This is a genomic window from Pseudomonas sp. RIT-PI-r (assembly GCF_001297015.1).
Lineage (GTDB): Bacteria > Pseudomonadota > Gammaproteobacteria > Pseudomonadales > Pseudomonadaceae > Aquipseudomonas.
This window is the reverse complement of record NZ_LIGE01000017.1, coordinates 60,445-74,619: the sequence shown is the minus strand read 5'-3', so window position 1 is coordinate 74,619 and position 14,175 is coordinate 60,445. Positions and strand designations below refer to the sequence as shown.

Annotated in this window: 12 protein-coding genes; 4 read left to right on the top strand and 8 right to left on the bottom strand. The window is 58.2% G+C overall.

Going from position 1 to position 14,175, the window contains the following annotated elements; translation table 11 throughout:
• Nucleotides 1–838: 838 nt before the first annotated feature.
• The 7 genes from AK821_RS05310 to amaB form a co-directional block, all read right to left on the bottom strand.
• Nucleotides 839–1,555 (bottom strand): ABC transporter ATP-binding protein, encoded by a 717-nt coding sequence (locus AK821_RS05310; RefSeq protein WP_064388664.1) that lies wholly within the window; start codon nucleotides 1,553–1,555, stop codon nucleotides 839–841.
• Nucleotides 1,552–2,424: an ABC transporter ATP-binding protein gene (locus AK821_RS05305; RefSeq protein WP_016985385.1), complete on the bottom strand. Its 873-nt coding sequence runs from the start codon at nucleotides 2,422–2,424 to the stop codon at nucleotides 1,552–1,554. Before AK821_RS05305 ends, AK821_RS05310 begins: the two co-directional genes overlap by 4 nt.
• A complete protein-coding gene (gene livM, locus AK821_RS05300) occupies nucleotides 2,421–3,722 on the bottom strand; it encodes a high-affinity branched-chain amino acid ABC transporter permease LivM (protein ID WP_064388662.1) in 1,302 nt (433 codons plus the stop codon). The genes AK821_RS05305 and livM overlap by 4 nt, the downstream gene beginning before the upstream one ends.
• A 3-nt stretch (nucleotides 3,723–3,725) precedes the next feature.
• Entirely contained in the window at nucleotides 3,726–4,640 is a 915-nt protein-coding gene (locus AK821_RS05295) for an ABC transporter permease subunit (RefSeq protein WP_064388660.1), read from the bottom strand.
• Nucleotides 4,641–4,880: 240 nt separating this feature from the next.
• Nucleotides 4,881–6,014: an ABC transporter substrate-binding protein gene (locus AK821_RS05290; protein ID WP_007915892.1), complete on the bottom strand. Its 1,134-nt coding sequence runs from the start codon at nucleotides 6,012–6,014 to the stop codon at nucleotides 4,881–4,883.
• A gap of 368 nt (nucleotides 6,015–6,382) precedes the next feature.
• The gene (gene amaA / locus AK821_RS05285; protein WP_064388658.1) at nucleotides 6,383–7,666 is read right to left on the bottom strand and encodes an L-pipecolate oxidase; all 1,284 of its coding nucleotides are present in this window, start codon (nucleotides 7,664–7,666) and stop codon (nucleotides 6,383–6,385) included.
• 145 nt (nucleotides 7,667–7,811) lie between these two features.
• Complete coding sequence (gene amaB, locus AK821_RS05280; protein ID WP_008078287.1) at nucleotides 7,812–9,302, bottom strand: L-piperidine-6-carboxylate dehydrogenase; 1,491 nt, start codon at nucleotides 9,300–9,302, stop codon at nucleotides 7,812–7,814.
• Between the two features lie 164 nt (nucleotides 9,303–9,466).
• On the opposite strand from amaB, the gene AK821_RS05275 reads away from it, so the two are divergent.
• The 3 genes from AK821_RS05275 to nadE all read left to right on the top strand — a co-directional run bounded on the left by AK821_RS05275 (nucleotide 9,467) and on the right by nadE (nucleotide 12,638).
• Nucleotides 9,467–10,369 (top strand): LysR family transcriptional regulator, encoded by a 903-nt coding sequence (locus AK821_RS05275; protein ID WP_064388656.1) that lies wholly within the window; start codon nucleotides 9,467–9,469, stop codon nucleotides 10,367–10,369.
• A 213-nt stretch (nucleotides 10,370–10,582) separates the two neighbouring features.
• Nucleotides 10,583–11,806 (top strand): nicotinate phosphoribosyltransferase, encoded by a 1,224-nt coding sequence (pncB, locus tag AK821_RS05270; protein WP_064388655.1) that lies wholly within the window; start codon nucleotides 10,583–10,585, stop codon nucleotides 11,804–11,806.
• Nucleotides 11,807–11,810: 4 nt separating this feature from the next.
• Nucleotides 11,811–12,638: an ammonia-dependent NAD(+) synthetase gene (gene nadE / locus AK821_RS05265; RefSeq protein WP_064388653.1), complete on the top strand. Its 828-nt coding sequence runs from the start codon at nucleotides 11,811–11,813 to the stop codon at nucleotides 12,636–12,638.
• A gap of 147 nt (nucleotides 12,639–12,785) precedes the next feature.
• On the opposite strand, the gene azu is transcribed toward nadE, so the two are convergent.
• Nucleotides 12,786–13,229, bottom strand: a complete 444-nt coding sequence (gene azu, locus AK821_RS05260) for an azurin (RefSeq protein WP_064388650.1) — start codon at nucleotides 13,227–13,229, stop codon at nucleotides 12,786–12,788.
• Between the two features lie 340 nt (nucleotides 13,230–13,569).
• On the opposite strand from azu, the gene AK821_RS05255 reads away from it, so the two are divergent.
• Nucleotides 13,570–14,157, top strand: a complete 588-nt coding sequence (locus tag AK821_RS05255) for a TIGR00730 family Rossman fold protein (protein WP_064117208.1) — start codon at nucleotides 13,570–13,572, stop codon at nucleotides 14,155–14,157.
• The last annotated feature ends 18 nt before the right edge of the window (nucleotides 14,158–14,175 follow it).

The following is a 14,175-nucleotide window of genomic DNA, read 5'->3' as shown; positions in this document are numbered from 1 at the left end:
GTGTTCTCCTTGCTTCGGCCACCGCAGCAGCCCTTGGAATAGAAAATCAGCAGGCAGCATGCCCGCCCGCGCATTCACGGGCAACACCCACAAGCGGTACAAAAAACAACCAACTCTGTCGACGCCACAGCCCCCGTGGCCTGTAGCCATGTGCGCGCATGTTATCCACAGTCCCTTCCACAGTTTCCGGGGGCAAGTGCAAACGCGCAAAGCCCCGCCACACAAGGCTTTGCGGGCGAAATAGAAAGTTTTTTGCTTGACCCTGAAGTGGCGGATGTGCCGGACATGGCATTTTGCACGAACGGACGTTCAGCACAGTGATTGCGCGAGGCCAGTAATTACGGCGCTCAGCGCGGTCTTTCCAGAGTTTAATCACAGACTTATCCACAGCCTTGACCATCTGGAACTGGCTGAGTGGCGATACCCAGAAAAAGGTTGACAACGACGTCTTCAGCTCCCGCAAAACCTCCTGATCAAAAAACAACCACACACTTGCAGACCACGGTTTACAAGGCGCCCAGCCAGATACACCCACGTTATTCACAGCCAGCTCCACAGCAAACGGGGACAAGTCAAAACTGTGGAAAAACAGCCATTTGCAGCGTCTATATGTCGCGCTTTGGCAGCTTGGGGAATTTGTTTTCCACAATTCCACGCAAGACTTGAAATCACTGATCAATTCCCTGTAGGAGCTGCCGAAGGCTGCGATCTTTTGTTCTTTAAAGACAACATCAAAAGATCGCAGCCTTCGGCAGCTCCTACACAGGCGTGCGGTATGTTTTGGATATGAAAAAACCCCGGGACTTGCGTCGCCGGGGCTGTGCATAACGTGGAAGAATCAGTGCCCGCCCAGATAGGCGTTACGCACCTCCTCGTTCACCAGCAGTTCTTTGCCGGTGCCAGTCAGGCGAATCTCGCCGTTAACCATCACATACGCCCGATCCGACAGTTTCAGCGCATGGTTGGCGTTCTGCTCGACCAGGAAGATGGTCATGCCGGTTTTCGCCAGTTCCCGCAGGGTCGCGAAGATCTGCTTCACCACAATCGGCGCCAACCCGAGGCTCGGCTCATCAAGCAGCAACAGCTTCGGCCGGCTCATCAATGCGCGGGCAATGGCGAGCATTTGCTGCTCACCGCCAGACATGGTCATCGCCCGCTGGTTACGTCGCTCTTCAAGCCGTGGAAACAGCTCGAACATACGCTGCATATCCTCTTTGGCGTACTTGTCGCCAATCGGGATGGTGCCCATCAGCAGGTTTTCCTCGACGGTCATGTCAGGGAACACCCGCCGCCCTTCCGGCGACTGCGCAATGCCGTTGGAGGCGATGTAGTGCGAGGACTTGTGGGTGATGTCGACGCCTTGATAAAGGATCTGCCCGCCCGCCGCCCGTGGCTGGCCGAAGATCGACATCAGCAACGTCGATTTGCCGGCGCCGTTGGAGCCGATCAGGCTGACGGTTTCCCCTTCATTGATTTGCAGCGAAACACCTTTGAGCGCCTGGATCGGGCCGTAGAACACGTCGAGGTCTTTGAGTTCGAGGATCGGTTGCGTCATACCAGCTCCTCTTCGTCGGCGCCCAGGTAGGCGGCAATCACTTTCGGGTCGTTGCGAATGGCTTCAGGCCCGCCTTCGGCGATGACGATGCCGTGGTCCAGCACCACGATGTGGTCGGAAATACTCATAACCATGCCCATGTCGTGTTCGATCAGCACCACGGTCAGATCGTGCTCGTCGCGCAGCAGCCGGATCATCGCGCTCAGCGCTTCGGTTTCCTGAGGGTTGAGGCCGGCGGCCGGTTCGTCGAGGCAGATGATCTGCGGCCGCGTGCACATGGCCCGGGCGATCTCCAGACGGCGTTGCTGGCCGTACGAGAGCTCACCGGCGAGACGGTTGGCGCAGTCGACCAGATCGACCACTTCCAGCCAGTAGAACGCGCAGTCCAGCGCATCGCTTTCGGCCTTGCGATAGCCCTTGGTGTTGAGGATGCCGGCGAGCATGTTGCGGTTGACCCACATGTGCTGGGCCACCAGCAGGTTTTCCAGCACCGACATTTCCTTGAACAAACGAATGTTCTGGAAGGTTCGCGCCAGGCCTGCACGGTTCACCAAATGTGTGCCGCCGAACATCTTGTAGTACATGCGGCTGAGGAAAGATTTCGGCGAGACGAAGTCGGTCGGTTTGAACGACTCGCCGAGCAACTGGATGACGTTGGTCTGCTGGCCGCGCACGTTGAGTTCGATCTTGCCGCCGGAAGCTTTATAGAAACCGGTCAGGCAGTTGAACACCGTGGTCTTGCCGGCGCCGTTGGGGCCGATCAGGGCGAAGATCGAGTTGCGTTTGACCTTCAGGCTGACGTCGCTCAAGGCCTTGATGCCACCGAAATGCATCATCAGTTTTTCAACAGAGAGTACGACTTCACTCATGGCGCAGTCCTCTCATAGTGAATGGCACCTTTGCGTGGAGTGACCCCGGTACGGCTGATGCGGATCAGCCCGCGTGGTCGCCAGATCATCATCAAGACCATCAGGATGCCGAACAGCAACACGCGATATTCGGCGAAGCCGCGCAGCAGTTCCGGAGCGACGGTAAGCACGAACGCGGCGATTACCACACCGATGGTCGAGCCCATACCGCCAAGCACAACGATGGCGAGGATCAGCGCCGATTCGAAGAAGGTGAACGAGGTCGGGTTGACGAAGCCTTGGTAGGTCGCAAAAAACACACCGGCGAGGCCTGCGGTCGACGCACCGATGGTGAACGCCGAAAGCTTGACCAGCACGTGGTTAAGGCCCATCGAGCGGCAGGCAATTTCATCTTCCCGCAAGGCTTCCCAGGCGCGGCCCACCGGCATTTTCACCAGACGATGCTTGATGTACAGCACGGCCAATACCACCAGGAACAACACTGCGTAGATGAAGTAGTACTTCACATCCGGGTTGTAGGCGATACCGAAGAACTCATGGAACGGCACCCCGCCATCCTTTGCCCGTTTGCCGAACTCCAGACCGAAAAACGTCGGCAGCGGTGCCGGCATACCGTTCGGGCCGCCCGTCAGCGACAACCAGTTGTTGAGGATCAGGCGAATGATTTCACCGAAGCCCAGGGTCACGATCGCCAGATAGTCGCCGTGCAGACGCAACACCGGGAAACCGAGGATGCAGCCGGCCAGCCCGGCCGTGATGGCTGCCAGCGGCAGCACCGTCCAGAAACCCAGACCGAGGTATTGATAACCGAGCGCCAGACCGTAGGCGCCGATGGCGTAGAACGCCACGTAACCAAGATCGAGCAGACCGGCCAGACCGACCACGATGTTCAGCCCCAACCCCAACAGCACGTAGATCAACCCGAGGATGACCACGCCCAGCAGATAGGAGTTGGAGACAAACGGAACAATGACGGCCAGCACAATCAGCAGCGGGATGATCCAGCGCAGCGAGGATTTATGATCGGCAGGCAACACATGCACACCGGAACCGGTGCTCTCGAATCCGTCGAGAATTTTCAGGCCTTTGGGCGTTTGCAGGAACAGGCTGAGGGCAAAGCGACCGAGCATGACAACGCCAATGATCCAGGCCACGCGGGTCGGTTCGAGGTTGAAGCTGTATCCCTCGAGCACGACGCCGACAATCGGGCCGAAAACAATCAGGGCAATCAGGCCGGCAAGAATCGCCTCAACCAGGCTTTTTTTGATATCGATGGATTTTTGAGTGGTTGAAGACATCGCTTACACCTTCGACACAAGAGGACGGCCCAACAGACCTTGTGGTCGGAAGACCAGAACAAGTACGAGCAGCGAGAAGCTGAACACGTCTTTGTAGTCGGAGTTGACCAGACCGGAGAACAGCGACTCGGAAATGCCGAGGATGATTCCGCCGAGCATCGCGCCAGGCAGCGAACCGATTCCGCCCAATACCGCTGCGGTAAATGCCTTGATGCCAATGATGAAGCCGGCATAGAAGTCGAAAGTGCCGTAGTTCATGGTGATCAGCACACCGGCCAGCGCCGCCATGGCTGCACCGATGATGAACACGTAGGAAATGACCCGGTCGGTGTTGATGCCGAGGATCGATGCCATCTTGCGGTCTTGCTGGGTCGCGCGACACATACGACCGAGCTTTGTGTACTTGATGATGTAGGTCAGCAGCCCCATGCCGACAAACGCGGCCACCAGAATAAAGACTTTGGTGTAGGTCAGTTGCACGAAACCGGTACCGATTTCGACACGCCATGCACCGGTCAGCAGGGTGGGTACGCCCTGTTGTTTGGCGCCTTGGGCGATCTGTGCATAGTTTTGCAGGATCAGGGAAATACCGATGGCGCTGATCAGCGGTGCCAGTCGGGTGGAGTTGCGCAGGGGTTTGTAAGCGACTCGCTCGATGACCCAGCCATACACCGCCGTAACGACGATGGTGAAGATCAGGGTGCCGAGCATCAGCAGCGGGAAGGATTCAATACCGAAGTAAGCCAGCAGAGCCAGACTGATTGCCGCCAGGTAAGCGGAAATCATGTAAACCTCGCCGTGGGCGAAGTTGATCATGCCGATGATGCCATAGACCATTGTGTAGCCGATGGCGATCAGGCCATAGACCGACCCGAGGGTCAGGCCGTTGACCAGTTGCTGCAGGAAAATACCATCCATAACGCAATCTCACGCAGTGAGAACCTGCACGCCTGTGGACGTGCGGCTCTTCTAAGGAAAATACAGATTTACGTCGGAGCAATGTCAGCCACGATTCACCCGTCACCACCGCCCCCTGTAGGAGTGAGCCTGCTCGCGATAGCGGATTAACATTCAACACATGTGTTGCCTGTAACTCCGTCATCGCGAGCAGGCTCACTCCTACAAAGGAACCGTGGGATCAACTGATCGCGTCAGCCCTTACTTCTGTTTTTCCAGCTGGTGATATTTGCCGTCCTTGTCCCACTGGTAAACCACGTAGTCGGAGACTTTCAGGTCGCCCTTGGAGTCCCAGGTTTTTTCACCCATGACGGTTTTCACCGGATTTTTCTTCAGCCAGGCCGCAGCCTCTTCACCCTTGTTGGACTTCGCGCCATTGAAGGCAGCAGCCAGGGTCTGCACCGAAGCGTAGGCGTACAGGGTGTAGCCCTCAGGTTCGGTACCGGCCTTGCGGAAAGCATCTACCACGGTCTTGCTGTCTGGCAGCAGGCGTGGGTCGGCGCCGAAGGTCATCAGTACGCCGTCGACGAATTGCGGGCCACCGGCGGTGGTCACCAGTTCGTCAGTCACAATGCCGTCATCGGACATGAACTTGACGTCTTTCAGGCCTTGTTCACGCAGTTGGCGAACCAGCGGGCCGGCCTCCGGGTGCAGACCGCCGAAGTAGACGACGTCGGCGCCGGCGCCACGGATCTTGGTGACGATGGTGCTGAAGTCTTTTTCACCACGGGTCAGGCCTTCGTACAACACGGGCGTTACGCCGCGCTTGACCAGTTGTGCCTTGGTGGCATCCGCCAGGCCTTGGCCGTAGGTGTCCTTGTCATGCAGTACGACGACTTTCTTGCCCTTGAGCACGTCGACGATGTAGTCACCGGCCACAATGCCTTGCTGGTCGTCACGCCCGCACATACGGAACATGGCGCTGAGACCGCGCTCGGTGACTTGCGGGTTGGTCGAACCCGGGGTGATCGCGATGATCCCGGCTTCGTCGTAGATTTCCGACGCTGGAATGGTCGAAGAGGAGCAGAAGTGACCGACCACGCCGGCGACTTTCTGGTTGGTGAGGTCCTTGGCGACCGTCACGGCCTGCTTCGGTTCGCAGGCATCATCGCCTTTGACCAGTACGATTTTCTCCCCGTTGACGCCACCTGCCGCGTTGACTGCGTCAGCCGCTGCCTGTGCACCCTTCATGTACTGCTCGCCAAATGCCGCGTTGGCGCCCGTCATCGGACCCGCTACACCGATTTTCACATCAGCTTGAGCAAACGCAGAAACACCCAACGCAGTAGCCACTGCGAGGGCCAGAAAGCCTTTCTTGTAAAACGTCTGGGACATGAGGTGGTGCTCCAAGGTTTTTTTTAGTTGGCACTGCGACTTCACTTCACTGAATGCTCAGAGCAAGGGCCGTGCCATCGGTTTTTTATTCTTCAAAAAGTCGCTGCTTTCTTGTTATTTCGACTGTTTCGTTCCCATTTTCATTGGGCGTGCAACCGTCTAAACCGCGGAAGGTGAAACCATTTATTTTTTCAGGCGCAACCCGCACGCGCCATCATTGCAACCGCGGCGCCAAACAACGTGCAACCAGCCTGTAACAGCCCGCGTCACCGAACTGCACACTGCTGGTGCGGGACTGCTACAACCCGCACCATTACAGGCTAGTCGCTGCATCGAAAAGCGCTGCTTCCGGCAACATATTTCAACACTCAAATGACGATGCGCAGGCACTGGCCCGCGTGATACAGCGAGAACCCGGCCTCGTACAGGCAACTGCGCAAGCCCACGCCGGTCAAGGGCTGCATCGGTGCGAAAGGAATCGGCAGCGCCCCGGGATTACCGTTACACAGGTAATCGGCGAAGGCTTTGCCGACCACCGTGCCGGTAGTGACGCCCCGACCGTTGTAGCCCGTAACGGCAACCAGTCCGGGAGCAGGTTCAAACAAACGCATAAGGTGGTCGGGCGTAAACGCAATGCGCCCGGTCCAGGTGCATTCCCATTCAACCGGTTTCAAATTGGGGAAATAATGCTGCTGCACGCGGTCGGCCCAGGCCTTGAGAAACCATGCAGGTTTCTGATTGCCGTTACCCAGGCTGCCGAGCAACAAGCGTCCCTCTTTGTCGCGGCGGATGCTGCTCAAGACCTGACGGGTATCCCATGAACCCTGGCCGCCCGGGAGAATTTCCTGCGCGGCATCTTCGGTCAGCGGCACCGAAGCGACCTGATAGTAGTAACCGGGGAAGAAGTTGCGCTTGAGTTCGGTCCAGTCGCCTTCGGTGTAGGCATTGGAGGCGATGACCACTTGCCCGGCCAGTACCGAACCGTGCTCGGTCTGCACCGACCAGTTAGCGCCCTGACGCTCGAGGCGAGTGACCGGCGAATGATCGAACATTTTTCCGCCAAGACGGATCACTGCGTTGGCCAACCCGGTGACATACGCCATCGGATTGAGCGTACCGGCGCGACGATCGAGCAAAGCCGCAGCGATCTTTTGCGTGCCGGTGGCCTGTTCGCAGGCCTTGCCGGTCAACAGCTCGACCGGTGCACCACGACGTTTCCATTGTTGCTCGCGACTGCGCAGATCCGCCTCGCCCTTGGCGTTATGCGCCATATGCAGCGTGCCTTCGCGGCGTAACTGGCAATCGATGTTGTATTTATCCACAAGGCTGAACACCAGCGCCGGCGCGGCCCCGAGCATGCGGTTGAGCTGACTGCCGACCGCTTCACCGAAACCGGCCTCGATCTCGTCCGGCGGGATCCACATGCCGGCGTTGACCAGCCCGACGTTGCGCCCGGAACCGCCGTGACCCGCGCGATGGGCTTCCAGCACGCAGACGCTTTTGCCTTTTTCCAACAGGTGCAGCGCCGCCGACAACCCGGTGAACCCGGCGCCGATCACGCAGACATCGACTTTGACTTCGCCCTTGAGCGCGGTGTTATCCGGCCTTTGTGGCGTGAGTTTTTCCCACAGACATTCTTCGCGTAACGGCATTGCCAGACTCCAACAGAAACCTAACCAAATGCGCTTGTGGGGCCGCCAAAAGATCGCAGCCTTCGGCAGCTCCTACAAAACCGCAGCCTGGCGCCACCTATGTAGGAGCTGCCGAAGGCTGCGATCTTTTCAGCTTCCTCCATCCTCAGTCGAAGGTGATGCCCTGCGCCAGCGGCAACTCCAGCGAGTAGTTCACGGTGTTGGTCTGACGGCGCATGTATCCGCGCCATGCATCGGAACCCGATTCACGCCCACCACCCGTTTCCTTCTCACCACCAAACGCACCACCAATCTCAGCGCCGCTCGGGCCGATGTTGACGTTGGCAATCCCGCAATCGCTGCCCACCGCCGACATGAACTGCTCAGCCTCGCGCACGTCCGTGGTGAAGATGCACGACGACAACCCTTGCGGCACCGCGTTGTTCAGGCGCAGCGCTTCCTCGAAATCGTTATAGCCAACCACATACAGAATCGGCGCGAAGGTTTCGCTGCAGACCACATCACTCTGTTCGGGCATTTCAACAATCGCTGGCGACACGTAGTAGGCGTTGGGGAACTGATCTTCCAGTTGACGCTTGCCGCCAAACACCCGACCACCCTCGCTCAATGCCTGCTCCAGCGCATCCTGCATGTTTTCAAAGCTGTGCTTGTCGATCAGCGGGCCGACCAGATTGCCTTCCAGTGGGTTGCCGATGCGTACTTTCGAATAAGCGGCCTTGAGGCGGGTGACGATTTCTTCCTTTACCGATTCATGGGCGATCAGACGACGCAACGTGGTGCAGCGCTGACCGGCGGTACCGACGGCGCTGAACAGAATCGCGCGCACGGCCATGTCGAGGTCGGCGCTAGGGCCGAGGATCATCGCGTTGTTACCGCCCAGTTCCAGAATGCTGCGGGCAAAACGCGCGGCGACTTTCGGCGCTACTTCGCGGCCCATGCGCGTGCTGCCGGTGGCGCTGATCAGGGCGACACGCGGGTCATCGACCAGCGCTTCACCCGCGTCGCGACCACCGATGATCACTTGGCAAAGATTCGCCGGCGCATCGGTAAAATTCTTCACCACACGATCAAACAGCGCCTGACAGGCTAGTGCGGTCAGCGGAGTTTTTTCCGACGGTTTCCACACCACCGGGTTACCGCAGACCAGCGCCAGCGTGGTGTTCCACGCCCACACCGCGACCGGGAAGTTGAACGCGCTGATCACCCCGACCACGCCCAGCGGATGCCAGGTTTCACGCATGTGGTGGCCCGGACGCTCGGAGGCGATGGTCAAACCGTAGAGTTGGCGAGAAAGACCGACGGCGAAATCGCAGATGTCGATCATCTCCTGCACTTCACCCAGACCTTCCTGGGTGATTTTGCCCGCCTCCCACGAAACCAGTTCGCCGAGGTCGGCTTTGTATTCACGCAACACTTCACCGAACTGACGCACCAATTCGCCGCGACGCGGGGCCGGAATCTTGCGCCATTGCTCGAACGCATGATCTGCGCGACTGATGTGCTGCTCGACTTCGGCCGGACCTTCCCAGTTCACAGCGGCGATGCGGCTGCCGTCGATCGGCGAATGCACCGGCACTTTGCCGTTCTGATACAGGGCCGGATTCACACCTAGACGATCAAGCAATGCGGCAACCATGGGTCACTCCTCAAGCAAAAAACTGAATGTGTGCGGCCGCTGTTTGCACGACCGGGCAGGCCTTTAGTTGTAGCGTCACATTGGCAAGGCAACAAACGACCTTTACGCGAGATATCATTCCGTTTATTCATGCTGAGCACAGAAAGACAAGAAAAGGATCGGCCATGCTGAACAAACGCCACTTGCCCTCGATCACCGCGTTGCAGTGCTTCGAGGCCGTGACACGGCACTTGAGTTTCACCCGCGCCGCCGAGGAACTGAACCTGACCCAGAGTGCGGTGAGCAAGCAGGTCGCGCAGCTTGAGGAATTGTTACAACACTTATTGTTCCTCCGCGTGCGCCGACGTTTGCAGATGACCCCGGCCGGGGATTTGTACTTGGTTGAGGTGCGAAAAATCCTCACGCAAGTGGAGATGTCGACGCATTACCTGCGTTCCTACGGCGGCGAAACTGAAGTCCTGCGCGTATCTACTCCATCGACCTTCGGCGCGCGCTGGCTGGTGCCGCGCCTGAAAGGCTGGCGGCTACGTCATCCGTCGATTCATCTGGACTTGTGCAACGAGCAGGAAGCGGATGATCTGCTGCAGGGGCGCAGCGATCTGGCGTTCTATTTCGGCCAGGGTTCGCGGCCCGGCACGGAATGCCTGAAGTTGTTCGGCGAAGAGCTGGTGCCGGTGTGTGCGCCGGGCAGCCTGCCGGAGAAGCCGTTCACTGATCCGACGCAACTCACCGATCTGGTCCTGCTGCAAAATGCCTCGCGCCCGCAGGCCTGGCACGACTGGTTCGACAGCCAAGGCTACCAGACCGAACACAGCTATCACGGGCCACGGTTTGAAACCTTTTATATGTGCATTCGTGCTGCGCAGGTCGGCTGTGGTGTGGCGCTATTGCCACGGTTTCTGGTGGAGGAGGAATTGGCCGACGGCAAACTGGTCATTCCCTTTGAGCATGCCATGCCCAGCACTGATGCCTATTACCTGGCGTACCCGGAGCATGCGGCGGAAGTGCCGAAGGTGCGGGACTTTGTGAAGTGGATGCTCGAACAGATCGACAGCCCGGAAATTTGACTCGATTGAAAAATGTGGGAGCGAGCCTGCTCGCGAAGAGGCCGGCACATTCAATAACCATTTCGACTGAAATGACGCCTTCGCGAGCAGGCTCGCTCCCACCAGGGTTCTGCGCTGATCTAAAAAATTGCTGGCAATCTTCGTCCCTGATATGCGCCACTAGCGCCATTGATTGAGACCGCGCCACAGCGCGGCGCACCTGGAGACCCCGTTATGAGCGAGAGCGTGTTTGCCGATCGCATCGTGCAGAACCTGCTCGACACCGACTTCTACAAATTGACGATGATGCAGGCGGTGCTGCACAACTACCCCAACGTCGAAGTCGAATGGGAGTTTCGTTGCCGTAACAGCGAGGATCTGCGCCCGTATCTGGCCGAGATCCGCTATCAGATCGAACGTCTGGCCGAGCTGAGCCTGAGTGCCGATCAACTGAGTTTTCTTGAGCGCATCAGCTTCCTGAAACCTGACTTCCTGCGTTTCCTCGGGCTGTTCCGCTTCAACCTGCGCTACGTGCATACCGGCATTGAGAACGGCGAGCTGTTCATCCGTCTGCGCGGGCCATGGCTGCATGTAATCCTTTACGAAGTGCCGCTGCTGGCGATCGTCAGCGAAGTGCGCAACCGCTATCGCTACCGCGAAACCGTGCTCGAACAGGCGCGCGAGCAGCTCTATCGCAAGTTCGACTGGCTGACCGCCAACGCCTCGGCCGATGAGCTATCGCAACTGCAAGTCGCCGATTTCGGCACGCGCCGGCGGTTTTCGTATGGCGTGCAGGCTGAAGTGGTGAACGTGCTCAAGCACGATTTCCCGGGGCGTTTCGTCGGCACCAGCAACGTGCACTTGTCCCGTGAACTCGACATGAAGCCATTGGGCACCATGGCCCACGAGTGGATCATGGCGCACCAGCAACTCGGTCCACGGCTGATCGACAGCCAGATTGCTGCGCTTGATTGCTGGGTGCGTGAATACCGGGGCTTGCTAGGGATCGCCCTCACCGACTGCATCACCACCGATGCTTTCCTCGGCGATTTCGATCTGTTCTTCGCCAAGCTGTTCGACGGTCTGCGCCACGACTCCGGCGATCCTGTGGTGTGGGGCGAAAAATGCATCGCGCACTATCACAAGCTCGGCATCGACCCGATGAGCAAGACCCTGGTGTTCTCCGACAGCCTGACCCTGCCCAAATCGCTGGAGATCTTCCGCGCGCTGCACGGTCGGATCAACGTCAGCTTCGGCATCGGCACCAACCTCACCTGTGACATTCCGGGTGTCGAACCGATGAGCATCGTGCTTAAAATGACTGCCTGCAACGGCCAACCGGTGGCGAAGATCTCCGACGAGCCAGGCAAGTCCCACTGCAAAGACCCGAATTTCGTCGCCTACTTGCGACACGTGTTCCAGGTTCCTGCCGATTCCAGTCTATCTAGCAAGGAGTGAATTCATGCAAGCCGTACAGCGTGAGATTGCGCAGCAGCTCAAGGTGCAACCGCCGTTCGTCGACTACCAGGCCCTGCAGGCCGAAGTCGCCCGGCGCATTACCTTCATTCAGGATTGCCTGGTCAATTCCGGGCTCAAGACGCTGGTGCTGGGTATCAGCGGTGGCGTCGATTCGCTGACCGCAGGTCTTCTGGCCCAGCGCGCAATGCGTGAGCTGCGCGATCAAACCGGCGACAACAGCTACAAATTCATCGCCGTGCGCCTGCCATACGAAACCCAGTTCGACGAACACGACGCCCAGGCTTCGGTGGACTTCATTGCTCCGGACGAGCGCCACACGGTCAACATCGGCCCGGCGGTGAAATCACTGGCCAGTGAAGTGGCGGCGTTTGAAGGCAAGCACGCGGTGTCGGTGGACTTTGTGCTCGGCAATACCAAGGCACGCATGCGCATGGTCGCCCAATACACTATCGCCGGCGCGGCGCACGGTCTGGTGATCGGCACCGATCACGCGGCGGAAGCGGTGATGGGCTTCTTCACCAAGTTTGGCGACGGCGCCTGCGATCTGGCACCGCTCAGCGGTCTGGTGAAAAACCAGGTTCGGGCGATTGCCCGCAGCTTTGGTGCGCCGGAGTCGCTGGTCGAGAAAGTGCCAACGGCGGACCTTGAGGATCTGTCGCCGGGTAAACCGGACGAAGCGTCCCATGGCGTGACGTATGCCGAGATCGATGCGTTCCTGCATGGCGAACCGGTGCGTCAGGAAGCGTTCGACATCATCGTCGCGACTTACAACAAGACCCATCACAAACGCGTGATGCCGTTTGCGCCGTAAGTTGCAAGCCCCAGTAGGAGCTGTCGAGTGAAACGAGGCTGCGATCTTTTGATCTTCAAAAACAAAATCAAAAGATCGCAGCCTTCGGCAGCTCCTACAGAAAACAAAAAAGCGTCCCGAGGGACGCTTTTTTTATGCCTGACTCAATTACTTGACGGTAATCGTGCCTTTCATCATCGAGATGTGGCCAGGGAACGAGCAGAAGAAGCCGTAGCCGCCGTCTGCAATCTTCGCCACGTCAAAGGTCAGCGAATCAGTTTCCTTCGCGCCAATGATCTTGGTGTGAGCGATGATGCGTGCGTCACCTTCCGGCAGGTAGTTCTTGTCGATACCAGCAGCCAGGCCAGCGGTAGCGATCGACTGCATGTCAGCTTCTTTACTGATCACCAGGTTATGGCCCATGACGTTCTTCGGCAGGTTGCCGGAGTGGGTCAGCTCAACGGTGAAGGTCTTGCAGCTCTTGTCGATCACGATTTCCTTGGTGTTGAAGGACATCTGATCGGTGGAGTCAACGGTGGTTTTGCACTCGGCAGCCATCAATTGGCTGCTGGCCAGCGCCAGCAGGGATACCGCAACAACTTTGGAAAACATGGTGAATCTCCAAGGCAGGGTTAACAAAAACACTAATGGTGGAAAGACTGCCTGAAATCTTCGCAAGTTCCTATGACTTGAGTCAAAAATTGTATACAACTTTCAGGCTATGACACTCATCGAGACAATCTAACGGCCAGATTCCCCGGCCCGCCCTATGATCGGCGCATCTACTGAGACGGAGTGCCTGTCATGTTCTTTAACGGTCTGTTGTGCAGTTTGCTCGCCGCCTACGCCTGTGGCGCCAGCGGTACCTTTGAATCGCCTGAACGCGAAGTTTAGGCCTTGGATCGAGGCGTGCCAGCCATTACCCTGTGACGGATTGACCCAGGAGGAAGGCATGTCTCTGAAATCCGTGTGTGTATTTTGTGGCGCCAATGCTGGCACTGATCCGGCTTACACCGAAGCCGCCATTGCCCTTGGCCGTGCTTTGGCCGAGCGCAAACTGACCCTGGTCTACGGCGGCGGCGCCGTAGGTTTGATGGGGATTGTCGCTGATGCTGCGCTGGCCGCTGGCGGTGAAGTCATCGGCATCATCCCGCAAAGCCTGATGGACAAGGAAATCGGCCACAAGAGCCTGACGCGACTGGAAGTGGTCGATGGCATGCACGCACGCAAGGCGCGGATGGCTGAACTCAGCGACGCATTCATCGCCCTGCCCGGCGGCCTCGGCACGCTGGAAGAGCTGTTCGAAGTCTGGACCTGGGGTCAGCTCGGTTACCACGGCAAACCCTTGGGATTGCTGGAAGTGAACGGTTTTTACAGCAAACTCACTGCTTTTCTTGACCACATCGTCGGCGAAGGCTTCGTTCGCGCGCCACACCGTGACATGCTGCAAGTGAGCGAATCACCGCAAACGCTGCTCGATGCCCTGGATAACTGGAAGCCGACCGTTACGCCAAAGTGGGTCGATCAAAAACCCGGCTAACCACCGGGCACCGATACA